Raw genomic sequence first — 17,153 nt, forward strand, 5'->3', positions numbered from 1 at the left:
AGTCGTAGGAGCCCACCAGCATCCACTTGTTCCTGAAATCATTGAGCAAGGCGCCGCCACGTTTGCTGTCCCTTCCGTAGCCGACGCCCAGACCCAGCGGGCCGCCGCCTTCGCCGTAGCTCAGCGAGACATCGGTCTGCTTGTAGTCGCTTTCAAAGCGGACCGGGCCGGCCGCGGTTTCCGGCAGGCCTTCACCGTTGAAGTAATGGCCGGCGCGGAAGACGAAGTTGCTGATCACCGGGCTGGCGTAGCCGATGGCATTGGACACTCGGGTGCGCGCGTTGAAGATGGAGGTGCCGATGGCGGTGGCGCCGGCATCGTGGATGACGTACTCCACGTTGCGCCCCAGGATCGCATAGATGGGCGTGCGGCTCGGTGCGGCCGAGTCGATGCGCCCGATATTGACCACGCCAAAATCGCCGCCTAATCCCACGAACGAATTGCGGTACATCGGCGAGGTCGTCGCTCCGGTGTCGGAAGAGATGGCAGCCTCGATCCCGAAGAAGGCCTTGAGCCCTCCGCCCAGGTCCTCGGTTCCCTTGAAGCCGAACCGGGACGCGTTGCCCGTGATGAGCGTCTGCGAGACCGAGCCGGTCTTCGAGTTCTCGAAGCTCGTATCCATCTTCCCGTAGATCGTCACCGTGCTTTGCGCCAGCGCAGTAACAGGGGTTATTGCACCGGCAGCAACCGCTGCCAGGCAGATCATCTTGTAATTCATTCCTCACTCCTCAAAGCTTTTATAGATAGCGGGAGATCAATCACCGCCGCGGGGGTATTCACGGGCAAAGTTCGCCCAGGCCTGAGAAGACATCGTCTTCAACAGGGCAGCAAATTCACAGGGCACAGGGTCGTGGACGTGCGCGTCAACCGTCTGGCTGCGGCATCGTGGTGGGGTGGTGAAGGTTCATGCGCGGCTATTCCAGAACAATCTTGTTGGCTTGGGCGACATCCTTGAAGAACCGGATGCGTTGAATGACTTCCTGCCGGTACTCGGCTGGCCGCACGTTCTCGGGCAGCATTGCGCCGCGTTTGCGCCAGGCTTCCAGCGTGTCCTTGTCGCGAAGAATGGTGCGCACCGCGTCGTAGAGCTTCTGGATGATGGCCTCGGGCGTCTTTGCCGGCGCTGCCAGCCCCGTCCATGACGTGAGGTTCAGGTCGGGCAGCTTGAGCTCGTCAAAGGTGGGAACGTCCGGCAACTGCGGCGCGCGCAGCGGCGAAGCGACGGCCAGTGCGCGCAGGCTTCCGCTCTGCAGCATGGCCAGGTTGGAGGGCAGGTTGTTCCAGGTCAGCTGGACTTGCCCCGAGAGCAGGTCCGTCAGTGCCGGTCCGGCGCCCCGGTAGGGAATGTGCGTGATGAACAGGCCCAGCTTCGACTTGAGCAGTTCCATGCTCAGGTGTGCCACCGAGCCATTGCCCGACGATGCGTAGTTCAATTTACCGGGGTTGGCCTTGGCGTAGCGTACAAATTCGGCAAAGGTCTTGACCGGGAGCTTGGCGCTGGCGACCAGCACGTTCGGCAGCCTGTCGATCAGCGTGATGTAGGCGAAATCGTTCACTGCGTCATAAGGCAGGTTGGGCGATACCGCGGGGTTGACTACATGGGTCGACTGCGAAGTGACGACCAGCGTATAGCCATCGGGCGCGGCCTTTGCAACAATGCCGGTGCCAATGGCGCCACCTGCGCCGGCCTTGTTGTCGATCACGACCGGCTGGCCCAGCAGCCTGCCCAGTTTGTCGGCCATTGCGCGTGCGGAGATGTCCACCGCCCCGCCCGGCGGGAACGGCACGATGAGGGTAATGGGACGGCTCGGGTAAGCCTGCGGCTGGCTGAATGCCGGGCACGCTACCGCGCCCGCCGCACCGGCCGCTATGCCCAGGAACTTCCGACGGCTTGGGATGGTGATCATGCTGTGTCCTTGAGGTTGACGTGGCGTTTCGAGTGAGTGGTTTCTTCCCTGATGTGTCCCGCGATGGCCTGCAGCACCAGGTGAATGCGCTTCCTGAGTTCATGGAACTGTCGCTTTGGCTCGCGCGTCTTTTCGTCAAGGTAGAGCGCCCTGTTGATTTCGATCTGCAGGCTGTGCTGTCCGTGTGCGGGCCGGCCAAGAGTGCGCACCAGGTCTTGCCCCGCATAGGGGTCGTTCAGTGCGACGGTATAGCCTTGCCGCCTGAACTCCTCCCCGACGAAGTCCGCGAAAGCCGCGCTGCAGCTGGCGCCATGCAGGTTGCCCAGCACGATGTCGGCCAGCGGCTTGTCCGGCAACCCCAGGCGCACATACGCGTTGCTTGGCATGGAATGAAGGTTGAGGTGCCACCGTTCACCCTGCGGGGTGCTTGACTGGGCCAGCGCGTCCTCTAGCGCATGGCGATACGGCCGCCAGCAGCTTTCAATCCGGTGTTTGATTTCGCTGGCATGAAGCCGGCGGCTGTAGATCGGCTGTAGCGTCGGCGTCTTGCTGAACACCAGGCCGTTACCCAGCCGCAGGCAGGGTTGAGAAGGGGCCACCGGCTCAGCCCACTCGCCGTCCAGCATCGCAAGGTCGATGTCGTCCTCACTGCGGTTGGGGTCGATGTAGCTGCGCGGAAACGTCGCGTGCACCAGAGTCGCGCCGACCAGCGGCGCCGCGTCCCAAAGCTGCTCGATCAGCGTGTCCTCGCACTGCCGCAGTTGCTGCAATTCAATCGAGAAATCGAAGTCCTGCGGATAGTAGGTGCCGCTGTGCGGGGAGTCGCACACCAGTGCGATGGGATCAACGACGGGTCGGACGACCTTGACGGGTTCGGCGTGGGACATGGTTTGGCTCATGGCCGGCAGTTTGACGCCGCGAGTGCCGCGCGACAAACGACAATTTCAAAGCTGCTGATTAGATGATCTAATACGGTCATGAAATTCAAGTCGCCGTCGCTGGCTGAACTGCACGCGTTTCTCGGGGTCTGCCAATTGGGGAGTTTTCGCCGCGCGGCGGAGGTTCTTTCCGTCACGCAGGGCGCCGTCAGCCAGGCCATCCTGCGCCTTGAGCAAAGGCTGGGTTGCAGCCTGTTCGACCGCAACGCGACGGGCGTTGTGCCCACGGTCCGCGGGCGCGAATTTCAGAAGCTGGTTGAAACCCATGTCGCCGGGCTGGAGGCGGCCGTCACCCAGTTCGGCGGAGGGTCATCGCAACGCAAAGTGCGGGTGAGCGTCATACCAACCCTCGGAACGCGATGGCTGGTCCCCAGGCTCGCGCAATTCAAGTCCTTGAACCCCAATGTCGAGGTGGAGCTGCGCCAATTCCATTTCGACGAAGACTTCAAGCGCGACGACGTGGACCTGTGGATCGCGCTCAGGCGCCCGGGAAGAAGGTGGCCACGCGGTATCCGCGGATGCTATCTGCTGGGCAACGAGATCACGCCCGCATGCACACCCGCACTTGCGCGAAGCATTCAGCATCCGCGGGATCTCGCGGCGCATACCCTTCTTCATCACATCAACTACCCAGACAACTGGGCCGTGTGGATGGAGGGTGCAGGTTTAAAGCAGCCCAAGCCAGCATTGGGCCCGGGGTTCGATCTGGGCAACAACCTCATCGTCGCGGCATGCGCCGGCATGGGAGCCATCGTCATCCAGCCGTGCCTCATCGAGAGCGAACTCGAAAGCGGCAAGCTGGTCCTGCCCTTCGACACCCGGGTCCTGATCTCGCGCGGGTATTACCTTTGCCAACGATCCGCTGCCGCCCACAGCAATCGCGCCGTTGAAGCGTTTGCCTCATGGCTGCAAGAGCAGGCCGGCAACACGGCCGGCGCCTGACCTCTCCCAGGCGCTGCGATCAGGCTGCACCGGCCCCGTCCTCGCGGGCCGGCAGGCCCATGCCCTTGGGCAATCCCTCGCGCAGTGCTTCGATAAAGCGGCGCAACTTGGCCGGGTAAAAGTTCGAATAGGGGTAGATCAGGTAGACCGGCAGGGGCTCGGCACACCACTGCGGCGCCAGGTGTAGCAGCCTGCCATCGGCCACGTCGCCCGCCACCAGCCAGGTCGAAGCGATGCTCGCGCCCAGGCCCAGCAGCGTGGCGTTGCGCAGGGCAAACAGGCTGTCCGTGCCCAGGCGCGGCCGTATCGCAAAGCGGTGCTCTTCGCGGCGCTGGTCGGCATGGCGGCGGATCAGCACCACCTCGTTGCGGTAGAAGGTTTGCAGCGCCAGCCAGGGCAGGGCCTGCAGATCGGCTGGATGCATCGGCAGCGGCTTGTCTTGCAGCAGGGAAGGTGCGGCCACCACGATGCGCCGGACTTCGGCAATCTTCACGGCCACCAGCGAAGGATCTTCCACCGCGCCCACGTGCACCGCGCAGTCGATGCCCTGCGTGATGAAGTCGGGTGTGCCGTCATGCAGCAGCCACTCCACCGTGACGCGCTCGTGGCGCCGCAAATAGTCGACCACCGGCCCCACCAGCTGCTGCTGGCCCAGCGCATGCGGTACCACCACGCGCAGCGTGCCTTCCGCCACTTCCTGGGTGCCGCGCAGGTCGGCCTCAAAAGCCCCCCAGTTGCCCAGCAGCTCCTTGGCACGGGCAAAGCAGCGCTCGCCGCCCTCCGTCAGTTTCATCGCGTGGGTGGAGCGCTGCAGCAGCTTCAGGCCCAGCGAACGTTCCAGCGCCTGAAGGCGCCGGCTGACTGTGGGTTGCGTGGCGTTCATCTGCGCTGCGGCGGCGGACAGGCTGCCCGCCTCCACGATGCGCACAAAGGTCTGCATGAGTTCGATCCGGTCCGGCGCGGTTTTCATGAGGTCTCCCAGGTTGCTTATGCGTTTTACGTATGACCATTGTGCCCAATAGCAGCCTTCACAGCGCAAAACCCCGCCCGCATACTCGCGTCCTGCCTCAAATCGGGATTTTCCTCATGATTTCTACAGCTAATACGCATGACCAAACCGGGCCCGGCTTGCCGTTCCCATTGATTCTCCTGCTCGCCACCGGTGCCGGCCTGGCCGCGGCTTCGCTCTATTACAGCCAGCCCATGCTGGCCTTGCTGCTTGCTGAATTCAAGTCCACCCCCGCCGCCATCGGCCTGGTGCCCACACTGACAACGCTCGGTTACGCGCTGGGCATCGGGCTACTCGCGCCGCTGGGCGACCGCTATGACCGCCGGCGCATCATCCTCGGCAAGGCCGCCGCTCTGGTGCTGGCGTTGCTGCTCGCCGCCGCCGCGCCGTCCGTGGCGGTGCTCGCACTGGCCAGCCTCGCGATCGGTCTTGCGGCCACGCTGGCACAAGACATCGTGCCGGCCGCCGCCACACTCGCACCCGAAGCCCAACGCGGCAAAACCGTCGGCACCGTGATGACCGGCCTGTTGCTGGGCATTCTGCTGTCGCGTGTGGTGGCCGGCGTCGTGGCCGAGCAGTTCGGCTGGCGCAGCATGTTCGTGGCCGCGGCCCTCAGCATCGCGCTGCTGGGCGTGGCGGTGTGGCGGCACCTGCCGCGCTTTGCACCCACCACGCAGCTGCCCTACCTGGCGTTGCTCGGCTCGCTGGCCACGCTGTGGAAGTGCCACGGGGCGCTGCGCCGCGCGGCCGTCGCACAGGGCTTGATCAGCATCGGCTTCAGCGCCTTCTGGTCCACGCTGGCCATCATGCTGCACGCCGAGCCCTTCAACCTGGGCAGCGGCGCCGCCGGCGCCTTCGGCCTGGCCGGTGCCGCCGGTGCGCTAGCCGCGCCGCTGGCCGGCCGCATCGCCGACAGCAAAGGCCCTGAAGTCGTGACCCGGCTGGGCGCCGCGCTGGTCGTCGCGGCCTTCATCGCCATGGCCCTGGGACCTAACCAGCTGTGGCTTATTGCCTTGGGCGCAGTGGTGTTTGACCTGGGCGCGCAGGCCACGCTGATTGCTCACCAGACCATCGTCTACGGCATTGAACCCGCCGCGCGCAGCCGGCTCAATGCGGTTCTGTTCATCGGCATGTTCAGCGGCATGGCCGGCGGTGCGTGGCTCGGCAGCATGGTGCTGGCGCACACCGGCTGGCAGGGCGTGTGCGTGATGGCCGCGGTGTCAGGTGCGGCAGCACTGGTGGTGCGGATGTGGCCTGCCAAAAAGTATGCGCCCTGTGCTGCCTGACGCTGAATATCGTTCCGGTACTTCGCCGCAAAAAAAGGCCTCGTGAGAGGCCTTTTTTCATTCACAAGACAACGCTCAGGCGGCCAGCTCTTCCCGCGTGTAATCCGTCGAAGCCGACAGCGCCTTCCACGTCTTTACCTCGGCCTCCACAAACGCATGCTTGTCTGCAATCACTTTCAGCGTGTCGGTGCCCATCGGCAGCCGCAGCGGTGGGGTGTCGGCCTCCACCAACTTCAACATTGCCTGCGCCAGGCGCAGCGGGTCGCCCGCCTGGTTGTGGTTGATCTCTTTGGCAGCTTCGCGCACCCTGCCCGCGCTTTGGGCGTAGTCGTCCAGGATACGTGGCGACACTGCCAGCGAGGCGTTGTCCAGGAAGTCGGTGCGGAAGTAACCCGGCTCCACGCTGGTGACGTGAATGCCCAGCGGCGCCAGTTCGCCATGCAGTGCTTCGGTCAGGCCTTCCACCGCAAACTTGGTCGAGCAGTACACGCCAAACCCCGGGCCGGACTGGTAACCGCCCAGCGACGAGATGTTGATGACGTGGCCGCTGCGGCGCGCACGCATGGTTGGCAGCACAGCGCGTGTTACGTTCAGCAGGCCGAACACATTGGTCTCGTACAGGCGCCGCACCTCGTCGCCGGTGGCTTCTTCCACCGCGCCCAGCAGGCCGTAGCCGGCGTTGTTGACCAGCACATCGATGCGGCCAAAACGTGCCAACGCGGCTTGCACGGCGGCCGCCGCCTGCGCCTCGTTGGTCACGTCCAGCGGCAATGCCAGCAGCGCGTCGCTCGCGGGAAATCTTTTTTGCACTGAGGCGGCGTCGCGCGAAGTCGCCACCACCGCGTCGCCATGCGCCAGCGCCGCTTCGGCAATGCGCGCGCCAATGCCGCGCGCTGCGCCGGTGATCATCCAGATACGTTTGAAGTCAGTCTTTGCATTCATGGTCTTGCCCCTTAAAAAATGTTGCTGAGGAGGGCAATGTAGGTTTTTGATTGCGTGCTGAATAGATGGCAATTGGTGAGTTCATAATCAAGTTAATCGTGACAATCAGGGGCTTGCTTCCCGTAAAACCGCCAGGAGCCGCCATGGCCTTCAATGAATTGCGCGCCGTTTCCACTTTCGTCCGGGCCGCCGAACTCGGCAGCCTGCGCCAGGCCGCCGCTGCACAGGCGATCACGCCGCAGGCCGCCAGCCAGGCGCTGGTCCAGCTTGAACAGCACCTGGGCGTGCGCCTTTTTCACCGCACCACGCGCAGCCTGAGCCTCACCGAAGAAGGCGAGCAGTTCCTGCAGGCCGTGCAGCCCGGCCTTTCGACGCTGCAGCGAGCACTGCAGGGCGCCCGCCGCACGCGCGAAGAAATCGCCGGGCCGCTGCGCATCGTCGCGCCGCGCTCCATCATGCTCGAGGTGTTGTGGCCCGTGCTCGAGGAATACTGCCGCCGTTATCCGCAGGTGGATCCCGACATCCAGATGGACGACCGCATCGGCAACTGGGTGGAAGACCGCGTCGACGTCGGCTTTCGCGCCGGCGCGCCGCCCGCGGGCGGCATCATCTCGCGCCGCATCCTGCCGCTGCAACTGGTGGTGTGCGCGTCACCCGCCTACATCGCGCAGCATGGCGCGCCCCAGACCATCGAAGACCTGGCCGGGCACCGCTGCACGGGCTTTCACCACACGGGCACCGGCAAGACCATGCCCTGGGAGTTCAAGGTGGGTGAAGAAGTGGTGGCCCGTACCGTCGCCGCGTCCTTCCTCACCAATGACGTGGACCTTGAAGCCCGCGCTGTCGTGGCCGGCCAGGCCATCGGCCAGCTGATCGGCGCCACCGCTGCGCCGCTGGTGCGCGCCGGCCGGCTGGTGCCGCTGCTGACGCAGCATGTCACCGAGCATCTGGGCCTTTATGTCTATTACGGCAGCCGCAACGCGCAGCCTGCCCGTGCACGAGCCTTCATCGACCTGGCGGTGGAACGCCTGGTTGGCAACACGCAGTTCTACCTGGAGCCGCATGAATTGCGCCCGTATGCTATCGCGCGGAAAACGCGCCGCACCCGCGCGGCCGGCTGACCCGGCTGTCGCGGCATCAACGTCGCGCAGACATCTCTTTCTGTATCTTTCTTATCCATCGGTTTGCGCGCGGCCGTTTTCTTGGCGTCGCCTACAGCCGCGTTAGCCCACGGCTGACGCGCGGCGGGCCGATGCGGGAATAGATTGGGAGCCTGTACGGACGCATCAGGAAGAATAAAAAGTGTCAGCTATCCCGCGCCTTCGCTCCGCCTTTTTCACCGGCCTGGTGCTCGTGCTGATCGGAGGGGTGCTGGCCTTGCCGGGCATCTGGCTGGTGGTGCTGGGAGGCTCCTGGTATTACCTGGTGGCCGGCCTGGCTTTTGTATTGACGGGCGTACTGTTGATCCAGTACGGACCGATAGCGTTGTGGACCTACGCGCTCCTGCTGGTGGGCACGCTCGCATGGGCGTTGTCGGAAGGCGGGCTTGACTGGTGGCCGCTGGCTGCGCGGGGGGGTGTGCCATTTCTCATTGGCCTCTTTCTGCTGACCCCCATGCTCGCCCGTGCCATGCAGGCCGAAGTGCCGGGCCAATCCGGCGTGCGCGCCGGCCAGTGGGCGTTGGGTGCCGCGCTGGCGCTCTTCTTTATTGCGTCGGTGGCAACCTGGCTGCATGATGCCAACCGCGTGACGGGCATGCTGCCGTTGCCGCCCACCGGCGCATCGGCCGCGCGCACGGCTGATGCCGTACCTGCCGGCGAATGGCATGCCTACGGGCGTACCGGCCAGGGGCAGCGGTATTCGCCGCTCAGCCAGATCACCCCTGAGAACGTGGAAAACCTGGGGCTGGCGTGGCAGTACCGCACCGGTGACATGCGCGGCCACCCTGGTGACCCGGCAGAAACCACCTTCGAGGTGACCCCGCTGAAAGTGGGCAACCGGCTTTTCCTGTGCACGCCGCATCAGTCCGTCATTGCGCTCGATGCCACCACCGGCGCGGAAGCCTGGCGTTTTAATCCCGAGATACAGAACAAGCTCGCACTGCAGCACCTGACTTGCCGCGGTCTGTCTTATCAGCCGCCTGCCGCTGCGACTGCGACAGCCGCCGCTAACTCCACCGACTGCCCGGCCAAACTGTTCATGCCCACGGCAGACGGCCGCGTGATTGCCCTGAACCCCGACACCGGAAAGGTCTGCCCCTCTTTCGGCGGCGGCAAGGGGCAGATCGATCTCTGGGCCGGCATGCCCAACGTCAAGCCCGGCGCTTACTACTCCACCTCGCCAGTGGTGGTGACATCAAAGCTCATCATCGTGGGCGGCACGGTGCTCGACAACGTTTCCACCAAAGAGCAGTCCGGCGTGATCCGCGCTTACGACATCAACACCGGCGCGCTGGTCTGGAACTGGGACTCCGGCAAGCCGGACGCCACCGCTCCGCTCGCGGCGGGGCAAACCTACACCGCCAATTCGCCCAACAGCTGGTCCGTTTCCAGCGTCGACGAAGCGTTGGGCATGGTCTATGTGCCGCTGGGCAACCAGCCGCCCGACCAGTGGGGCGGCCAGCGCAGCCCCGCGGTGGAAACGTATTCGTCGTCCGTCGTCGCGCTGGACCTGGCCACCGGCAAGGTGCGCTGGAACTTCCAGACCGTGCACCACGACTTGTGGGATTACGACGTGCCGGCCCAGCCCAGCCTGGTAGACCTTACCGTGGGCGGCAACCGGGTGCCCGCACTGGTCCAGCCCACCAAGCAGGGCGAGATCTTTGTGCTGGACCGCCGCACCGGCACGCCGCTTTTGCCTGTTGTGGAAACAGCGGCACCGCAGGGAGCCGCGCAGGGCGACCGCACCGCGCCCACCCAGCCGAACTCGGCGCTGTCGTTCAACCCGCCGCCGTTGACGGAGCGCGACATGTGGGGCGCCACCCTGTTCGACCAGCTCTATTGCCGCATTGCTTTTCACCGGCTGCGTTATGAGGGCCGCTTCACGCCGCCTTCCACGCAAGGCTCACTGATCTATCCTGGCAACTTCGGCGTGTTCAACTGGGGCGGCGTGGCGGTGGACCCGGAGCGGCAGATGGTCTTCGCCACGCCGACCTACCTGGCCTTTGTCTCCAAACTCGTGCCGCGCACGGACGACACCAGCCTCCTTGTGCAGGGCAAGGAGCGGCCCGAGGGCAGCCTGCCCTCGCTCAATGAAAACTTCGGTGCGCCCTTTGCTGTCAAGCTCAGCGCGTTTGTGTCGCCGCTGGGCATTCCGTGCCAGGCGCCGCCCTGGGGCTACGTGGCCGGCGCCGACCTGACGACGGGTGCGATTGCCTGGCAGCATAAAAACGGCACTGTGCGCGACCTGTCGCCCGTGCCCCTGCCCTTCCGCATGGGCGTGCCCAACCTGGGTGGGCCCCTGACCACGGCGGGCGGCGTCGCCTTCCTGTCCGGTACGCTCGACTACTACGTGCGTGCCTATGACGTGAACACCGGCAAGGAAATCTGGAAGAGCCGCCTGCCCGCCGGCGGGCAGGCCACCCCCATGAGCTATACCGGCGCCGACGGCCGGCAATACCTGCTGGTAGTGGCCGGCGGTCATGGGTCACTGGGGACGCGTGCGGGGGACTATGTGCGGGCTTATGCGTTGCCGCGCTAGTTGAGCCGCTCCTATCCGGCCCGGCTCATGACTTCGGCAACCCAATCCACGAACACGCGCACGCGCGGCGACAGTTGCCGGTGGTGCGGGTACAGCACCGACACCGGCATGGGCGCGGGCCGGAAAGCGGCCAGCACTTCCACCAGTGTGCCCGCTTCAAGTTGCGCGGCCAGGTGGTAGCGCGGCACCTGGATAAAACCCAAGTGCGCGGCGCAGCAGGCTTTGTAGGCGTCGGCGTCCGTCACCGCGACCGGGCCCTTGAGCTGCACCTGACGCGGCGCGCCGTCCACGATGAAGTCAAAGGGCAGCGCCTTGCCGGTGCGGCTGGATAAAAAATTCACCGCGCGGTGGCCGCGCAGCGCCTCCAGCGTCTCGGGCGTGCCGTGTTTTGCCAGGTACTCGCGGCTCGCGCAGGTCACCTGCTCAAGTAGCGCCACGCGCCGCCCCACCATGCTCGACTCGGCCAGCTCGCCCACGCGCAGCACGCAGTCCACGCCCTCGCGCACCAGATCCACCAGCCGGTCGCCCATGCCGATCTCCAGCTCGATGTCCGGGTAGCGCTCAAAAAAATCACCAATCACCGGCAGCAAAAAATGCTTGGCCAGCGTGCCGTGCAAATCCACCCGCAGCTTGCCGCGCGGCTTGCTGCCCGTGTTGACAAAGGCCGACTCGGCTTCCTCCAGGTCGGTCAATAGGCGCAGGCAGCGCTCGTAATACGCCGCGCCGTCCTGCGTGGGGCTGACATGCCGCGTCGTGCGCTGCAACAGCCGCGCGCCCAGGCGTTTTTCAAGCTGCTGCACCGCATGCGTCACCGTGGCGCGCGGCAGCAGCAGGTCGTCGGCCGCCTTCGTAAAACTGCCCAGCTCGACGATGCGGGTGAACAGCTGCATCGAATGAAAACGGTCCATAACGCGTGCTTCTATTGTTAGTATTTATTGAACAATGATGGCAAGTTTACGGTATTTATCGTGTGTGGATTGAACAGAACAATACCTTCACTGGCTCACCAAAGGCGCACAACACACGCAGCACCCCGGGCGGTCAGAACCAACCCACTTTTAACCATCAGGAGTTTCAAATGACCGCTTTCAGCAACAACGCCACCCAGGTGGCCATCGTCACCGGCGCCTCGCGCGGCATAGGCGCGGCCGTCGCTCGGCGCTTGGCACAAGAGGGCTACGCCGTCGTCATCAACTATGCCGGCCAGGCTGAAGAAGCCCAGGCCGTTGTGCAGTCCATCATGGCCAGCGGCGGCCAGGCCGTTGCCGTGCAGGCCGACGTCGCCAGTTCCGCCGCCGTCACGCAGCTGTTCGATGACAGCATCCAGGCCTTTGGCCGCGTCGATGTGCTCATCAACAACGCCGGCATCATGCCGCCCAGCCTGCCGGCGCTGGCCGACACCGACGACGACACCTTTGACCGCCTCTTCGCCGTCAACGTCAAGGGCACATTCAACACCCTGCGCGAAGCCGCCGCGCGCCTGCAGCCCGGCGGGCGCATCGTCAACTTCTCGACCAGTGTGATCGGTCTGGCCCTGCCCGGCTACGCGGTCTACGGCGCCACCAAGAGCGCGGTGGAAACCTTCACCAACATCATGGCCAAAGAGCTGCGCGGCAAAAACATCCGCATCAACGCGATTGCTCCCGGCCCTACGGCCACTGCGCTTTTCCTCAACGGCAAAACGCCCGAGACGATTGAGCGCATGTCCAAGATGGCGCCGCTCGAACGCCTGGGCACGCCGGAGGACATCGCCAGTGCGGTTGCTTTCCTCGTGAGCGACAACGCGGCCTGGGTCAACGGCCAGACGTTGCGTGCGAATGGTGGCGTCGTCTAAGCGCACGTACTTCTCCAAGCCATCAAGCACTCTTTTCAAACCCTTTCCAGAAAGACACACATCATGAAATCCGTCATCCTGGTCACCGGTGCATCCACCGGCATCGGCCACCTCACCGTCCGCTCACTGGCCCAGGCCGGCCACACCGTCTACGCCAGCATGCGCGACATCCAGGGCCGCAACGCATCCAAGGTGCGCGAGCTGCGCGACTGGAGTTTTGCCAATGGTTTTGATTTGCGCGCTGTTGAACTCGATGTGCTGTCGCAGCCCTCGGTCGACGCCGCCGTGGCGCACATCGTGGCCGAGCAGGGCCGCCTCGACGTCATCGTGCACAACGCCGGCCACCTGGTGGTCGGCCCTGCCGAGGCCTACACGCCGGAAGAAATCATCAAGGTACTGGACACCAACTTCCTGGGCAGCCAGCGCGTGAACCGCGCGGTGTTGCCGGTGATGCGCAAGGCTGAAGCGGGCCTCGTGCTGTGGGTCAGCAGCAGCACGGTGCGCGGCGGCTTCCCGCCCTTCCTCGGCCCCTACGCCGCCGCGAAGGCCGCCATGGATTCGATGGCTGTGACCATGTCGTACGAGCTCGCCCGCTTCGGCATCGAGACTTCCATCGTCGTGCCCGGCGCCTTCACCAAAGGCACGGCGCACTTCCCCAGTGCTGGCAAGCCTGCTGACGATGCGACGACAGCCGCCTACGCCCGCTACGACGGCGTGATGGACAAAGTCGGCGAGCGCCTGTCGGCCTTGAGCCCCGATCACGCCAATCCGCAGGCCGTGGCTGACGACATCACCCGCATCGTGGGCCTGCCCGCCGGCACCCGCCCCTTCCGCTCGGTGACCGACTTCATCGACGACGGCGCGGGCGAAGTCACCGTGGTGGCCGAACGCGTGCGCGAAGCGTTCGCCCACCGCATCGGCATCGCCGACATGCTCAAGCCCACGGTGCGCCGCACGGCTTGATGGCCTTCATCACACGGTCCGGCTTGAGCCCGGGCCGTGTGGTGCCTCTTCACCATTGATTTTCAGGAGCTTCACCATGCAACCCGCTGTCGTCCTCGCTCTCGCCCGCATCCTCATGGCCCTGGCCTTTATCGGCCCGGGCGCTTCGCACTTCATCGAATCCGTACGGCTGCGCAACTACACAGCCGCCGCCATAGGCGCAGTCGAAGTCGCCGCCGGCCTGGCGCTGGCATTCGGCTGGCAGGTGCGCTGGTTCGCGCTGGCCGCCGCGGCTTTTCTCGTGGTCGATGCGTTCATCGCGCACGGCTTCTGGGCCGCCACACCGCAAGCGCTGCGCAACCAGCTGCTGCATTTCTTCAAGAACATTGCGCTGGCGGGCGGCTTTGTGCTGCTGGCTTCAGTGTCGCGTGAGTTTTAAGTGAAATTGGCCTGTAGCTCAATCAGTGCACTGGCTTATAGCTATCTTTTTGGTAGCGTCTGCATGCCGAACCCACCCTCGCGCTACACCGCCGTCTTGGCCCATTCACGCGGCGAGACACCGGTCTTCTGCACAAAAAGCCGCGACAGCGCAGACGCATTGGCATATCCCAGCTGCGCGGCAATGGCCTTGAGTGATTGGCCGTTGCGCAGCTCGGCCTGGGCAATGGCCAGCCGCCACGTCGCCAGGTAGTCCGCGGGCGTTTGCCCCACTTTTTGCTTGAACAGCGGCGCAAATGCACTGCGCGACATGCCGGCCGATTGCGCCAGGCCTTCAAGGCTCCATGCATGGCCCGGGTTTTCATGCACCGCCACCAGCGCGCGCGCCAGGCGCGGTTCGGCCAGCCCGGCCAGCAGGCCCTCGGGAGGGCTGCCTTCTTCCGGATGGTCCAGCAGCCAGCGCAGCAGTTGCAGCAGCAACACCTCAAATAATCGGTCGGCCAGCAGCCGCTGGCCGCAGCGCACCTGCGCGGTCTCGGCAAACAGCAGGGCCAGCGTGTGCTCCAGCCCCGGTACGCGCGCCAGCGGCAATACCACCAGGGCCGGCAGCGCACGCGCCAGCGGGTGGCTGGCGCCGCCGTCGAATGCCAGCGTTGCGCAGGTGAAATCAGCGCCCTCCACCGGCGCATTGTGAAAGTCGTGCGCGAGCGGACGCGGGTAAAACACCAGGCTGGGCTCGCTCACCTTCACCCGCCTGGGCGCACCCGTTGCCGCGCGGTGCGTCACCACCATGGTCCCGCGACGCATCACGTGCAAAAAGCCCAGCCCGGCCTCTGGCGTGAAGCGCGTCACGCCGCACAGCGGCCCGTTGTGAAACATGTGGGCCCGCACGCGAAAGCGTTCCATCAGGGCGGAAAGCCGGTCAATTCCTTCGGGGGGCGTGGTCATGGTGTGGGACTGGTTTGAGGCTTGCTTTGGATGATAAGGATGATTTGATAGACGAATTCATCCAATAAGTCCTGATTGTCGCGTGAAACTTCTTCCTGTGCAGCGAGCGCACCCACACGCCCCGCCGCGCGAAACGTCATCCTTTAACCGCGACTCTTCAACCTCCAAGGACTTCACATGTCACGCATTCCATTGATCGACCGTAACGCCACCTCCGCCGATCGCAAAGCCCTGCTCGATCAGGTCACCCAAGCCTTCGGTGCCACGCCCAATATGTTCAAGGCCGTCGCCAATTCACCCGCCGCGCTCAAAAGCATGTGGGGCTCGTTCGGCGCGCTGGGGGGCGGTGTCATCAACGCCCAACTGGGCGAGCAGATCGCCGTGGCAGTAGCCGACCGCAACGCCTGCGAATACTGCCTGGCGGCGCACACGGCGCTGGGCCGCAAGGCCGGTGTCAGCGCTGAAGGCATGGCCGCCGCGCAGCGCGGTGAATCCGCCGACCCGGCCACCGCTGCGGTGCTCGCGTTTGCACTCAAGCTGGTGAATGAACGCGGCAACGTGTCCGGGGCCGATGTGCAGGCCGTTCGCCAGGCCGCCTTCAGCGATGAGCAGATCGTGGAAATCCTCGCGCATGTGGCGCTCAACCTTTTCACCAACTACGTCAATGTGGCGTTTGCGGTGCCGGTTGATTTCGCGCCCGTCAAGCTGAGCCGAGCCGCTGCCTGACGCTTCACCACCCGGGTCTTTGACCCGACGTGCGCGGCCTGCGGCATGCAGGCCGCGCTGAAAGTATTTTTGAAAGCCTTCATGCAAACCAAAAATTATTCTCCCGCACCCGCATGGCACATCGCGCACTGGCTCAACACACCGTCGCCCATTACCCTCGAATCCCTGCGCGGCAAGGTCATCGTCATGCACGCCTTCCAGATGTTGTGCCCGGCCTGCGTGAGCCACGGCCTGCCGCAGGCCGTAGCGATACGCCAGGCATTTCCCGAAGCGTCGGTTGCCGTCATCGGCGTCCACACCGTGTTCGAGCATCACCGCGTGATGAACCATGAGGCGCTGCAGGTATTTGTGCATGAGCAGCGTCTGCGTTTTCCCATCGGCGCGGACTTGCCTGCAACTGACGGCCCTATCCCGCAAACCATGGCGGCTTATCAGTTGCGCGGCACACCCAGCCTGGTGCTGATCGACAGGCAGGGCCATTTGCGGCTGAACCACTTCGGGCACCTGAACGATCTGGCCGTCGGTTCGGCCATAGGGCAACTGCTTGCCGAGACGGCTAGCGAAGTCACGAATACAGTTTCGCCCCCGCGGCGAACTCCGCCTTGAACACCTCGGCCACCCAGTCGGCAAAGGCGCGCACCTTGGCCGTCAGGTGACGGTTGCGCGGGTACAGCACCATCATCGGCAGCGCTTCGGGCTGCCAGTCGGGCAGCACGCGCACCAGTTCGCCGCTGGCCAGCAGCGCGCAGGTGCGGCGTGTCAGCGGCGGCTGTGACAAACCCAGCCCGGCCAGCACCGCACCCATGTGGCTGTCGGCGTCGTTGCAACTGACCCAGTGCGGACGGTGAATCTGCCGCACGTCGCCGTCCCTGGAAAACTCGAACGGAAACACCCGGCCGGTCTTGGCAGAATGAAAGTTCACGAAGCGGTGCTGTTCCAGGTCTTCCAGCGTCTGCGGTGTGCCGTACTGCGCCAGGTAAGAAGGCGCGGCGCAGGTCACCACCTTCAGCCGGCCCAGCGGCCGCGCCACCAGCGTCTCGTCGTGCACCAGACCGCCGCGAATCACGCAGTCCACGCCTTCAGCCACCAGGTCCACCGGCCTGTCGGTACTACCCAGTTCCAGCACCATGTCGGGGTAGCGTTTGAAAAACTCCGGCAACGCCGGTGAGATCACGTGGCGGCCCACCGCCGCCGGCACATCCACCCGCAGCCGCCCGGCCGGCGTGGCCACTGCGCGGCGCAGCGTGCCTTCCAGCTCGCCCATGTCCTGCACCATGGCCTGCGCGCGCTGGTGGTACAGCGCGCCGTCGTCTGTCAGGCTCAAGGTGCGCGTGGTGCGGTTCAGCAGGCGCACTCCCAGGTGCGCTTCGAGTTCCTGCACCACCGTCGTCACTCTGGCTTTGGGCATGTGCAGCGCTGTGGCTGCCGCAGTAAAGCTGCCAAGGTCCACCACGCGGGTAAAGACTTCCATCGCCCTGTAGCGATCAACACTCATGATTACTGGCCTTATTGTTCTTTAAATAGGTAACAGTTATTTCAATT

General features: G+C 64.8%; 17 protein-coding genes. 9 read left to right on the top strand and 8 right to left on the bottom strand.

Features of this window, described 5'->3' with window-relative positions; translation table 11 throughout:
• From AC1DU8_RS22570 to AC1DU8_RS22580, 3 genes are all read right to left on the bottom strand, one after another.
• The coding region (locus AC1DU8_RS22570; protein ID WP_477727280.1) for a porin at nucleotides 1-718 on the bottom strand (718 nt) is incomplete at its 3' end.
• Nucleotides 719-914: 196 nt separating this feature from the next.
• A complete protein-coding gene (locus AC1DU8_RS22575; RefSeq protein WP_477702647.1) occupies nucleotides 915-1,907 on the bottom strand; it encodes a Bug family tripartite tricarboxylate transporter substrate binding protein in 993 nt (330 codons plus the stop codon).
• Complete coding sequence (locus tag AC1DU8_RS22580; RefSeq protein ID WP_457281974.1) at nucleotides 1,904-2,794, bottom strand: N-formylglutamate amidohydrolase; 891 nt, start codon at nucleotides 2,792-2,794, stop codon at nucleotides 1,904-1,906. The genes AC1DU8_RS22575 and AC1DU8_RS22580 overlap by 4 nt, the downstream gene beginning before the upstream one ends.
• A gap of 90 nt (nucleotides 2,795-2,884) precedes the next feature.
• On the opposite strand from AC1DU8_RS22580, the gene AC1DU8_RS22585 reads away from it, so the two are divergent.
• Nucleotides 2,885-3,787, top strand: coding sequence for a LysR substrate-binding domain-containing protein (locus AC1DU8_RS22585; RefSeq protein WP_457281975.1), 903 nt, complete (start codon nucleotides 2,885-2,887; stop codon nucleotides 3,785-3,787).
• A gap of 19 nt (nucleotides 3,788-3,806) precedes the next feature.
• On the opposite strand, the gene AC1DU8_RS22590 is transcribed toward AC1DU8_RS22585, so the two are convergent.
• Entirely contained in the window at nucleotides 3,807-4,757 is a 951-nt protein-coding gene (locus AC1DU8_RS22590; RefSeq protein WP_477689747.1) for a LysR family transcriptional regulator, read from the bottom strand.
• A gap of 116 nt (nucleotides 4,758-4,873) precedes the next feature.
• Between AC1DU8_RS22590 and AC1DU8_RS22595 the strand changes: the two genes are divergently transcribed.
• Nucleotides 4,874-6,082: an MFS transporter gene (locus AC1DU8_RS22595; protein ID WP_477689748.1), complete on the top strand. Its 1,209-nt coding sequence runs from the start codon at nucleotides 4,874-4,876 to the stop codon at nucleotides 6,080-6,082.
• Nucleotides 6,083-6,157: 75 nt separating this feature from the next.
• Here AC1DU8_RS22595 and AC1DU8_RS22600 read toward each other — a convergent pair whose 3' ends face one another.
• Nucleotides 6,158-7,024: an oxidoreductase gene (locus tag AC1DU8_RS22600; protein WP_477689749.1), complete on the bottom strand. Its 867-nt coding sequence runs from the start codon at nucleotides 7,022-7,024 to the stop codon at nucleotides 6,158-6,160.
• Nucleotides 7,025-7,167: 143 nt separating this feature from the next.
• On the opposite strand from AC1DU8_RS22600, the gene AC1DU8_RS22605 reads away from it, so the two are divergent.
• Entirely contained in the window at nucleotides 7,168-8,145 is a 978-nt protein-coding gene (locus AC1DU8_RS22605) for a LysR family transcriptional regulator (RefSeq protein ID WP_477689750.1), read from the top strand.
• A gap of 181 nt (nucleotides 8,146-8,326) precedes the next feature.
• The gene (locus AC1DU8_RS22610) at nucleotides 8,327-10,723 is read left to right on the top strand and encodes a glucose/quinate/shikimate family membrane-bound PQQ-dependent dehydrogenase (RefSeq protein ID WP_477689751.1); all 2,397 of its coding nucleotides are present in this window, start codon (nucleotides 8,327-8,329) and stop codon (nucleotides 10,721-10,723) included.
• Between the two features lie 11 nt (nucleotides 10,724-10,734).
• Here AC1DU8_RS22610 and AC1DU8_RS22615 read toward each other — a convergent pair whose 3' ends face one another.
• On the bottom strand, nucleotides 10,735-11,631 hold the full coding sequence (locus AC1DU8_RS22615) for a LysR family transcriptional regulator (protein ID WP_457281981.1): 897 nt from the start codon (nucleotides 11,629-11,631) through the stop codon (nucleotides 10,735-10,737).
• 170 nt (nucleotides 11,632-11,801) lie between these two features.
• On the opposite strand from AC1DU8_RS22615, the gene AC1DU8_RS22620 reads away from it, so the two are divergent.
• From AC1DU8_RS22620 to AC1DU8_RS22630, 3 genes are all read left to right on the top strand, one after another.
• Nucleotides 11,802-12,557, top strand: a complete 756-nt coding sequence (locus tag AC1DU8_RS22620; protein WP_457281982.1) for a glucose 1-dehydrogenase — start codon at nucleotides 11,802-11,804, stop codon at nucleotides 12,555-12,557.
• Nucleotides 12,558-12,620: 63 nt separating this feature from the next.
• Entirely contained in the window at nucleotides 12,621-13,520 is a 900-nt protein-coding gene (locus AC1DU8_RS22625) for an SDR family oxidoreductase (RefSeq protein WP_457281983.1), read from the top strand.
• 76 nt (nucleotides 13,521-13,596) lie between these two features.
• Complete coding sequence (locus AC1DU8_RS22630) at nucleotides 13,597-13,938, top strand: DoxX family membrane protein (RefSeq protein WP_457281984.1); 342 nt, start codon at nucleotides 13,597-13,599, stop codon at nucleotides 13,936-13,938.
• A gap of 83 nt (nucleotides 13,939-14,021) precedes the next feature.
• Here the strand turns inward: AC1DU8_RS22630 and AC1DU8_RS22635 are convergent, their stop codons facing one another.
• Entirely contained in the window at nucleotides 14,022-14,885 is an 864-nt protein-coding gene (locus tag AC1DU8_RS22635; RefSeq protein ID WP_457281985.1) for an AraC family transcriptional regulator, read from the bottom strand.
• Nucleotides 14,886-15,062: 177 nt separating this feature from the next.
• Here AC1DU8_RS22635 and AC1DU8_RS22640 point away from each other — a divergent pair, with 177 nt between their 5' ends.
• On the top strand, nucleotides 15,063-15,611 hold the full coding sequence (locus tag AC1DU8_RS22640) for a carboxymuconolactone decarboxylase family protein (protein WP_457281986.1): 549 nt from the start codon (nucleotides 15,063-15,065) through the stop codon (nucleotides 15,609-15,611).
• Nucleotides 15,612-15,692: 81 nt separating this feature from the next.
• Nucleotides 15,693-16,217, top strand: a complete 525-nt coding sequence (locus AC1DU8_RS22645; protein ID WP_457281987.1) for a redoxin domain-containing protein — start codon at nucleotides 15,693-15,695, stop codon at nucleotides 16,215-16,217.
• On the opposite strand, the gene AC1DU8_RS22650 is transcribed toward AC1DU8_RS22645, so the two are convergent.
• On the bottom strand, nucleotides 16,177-17,106 hold the full coding sequence (locus AC1DU8_RS22650) for a LysR family transcriptional regulator (RefSeq protein ID WP_457281988.1): 930 nt from the start codon (nucleotides 17,104-17,106) through the stop codon (nucleotides 16,177-16,179). The two genes, AC1DU8_RS22645 and AC1DU8_RS22650, sit on opposite strands and share 41 nt — an antisense overlap.
• Nucleotides 17,107-17,153 lie beyond the last annotated feature (47 nt).

Source organism: Polaromonas sp. P3_A5 (assembly GCF_056403055.1).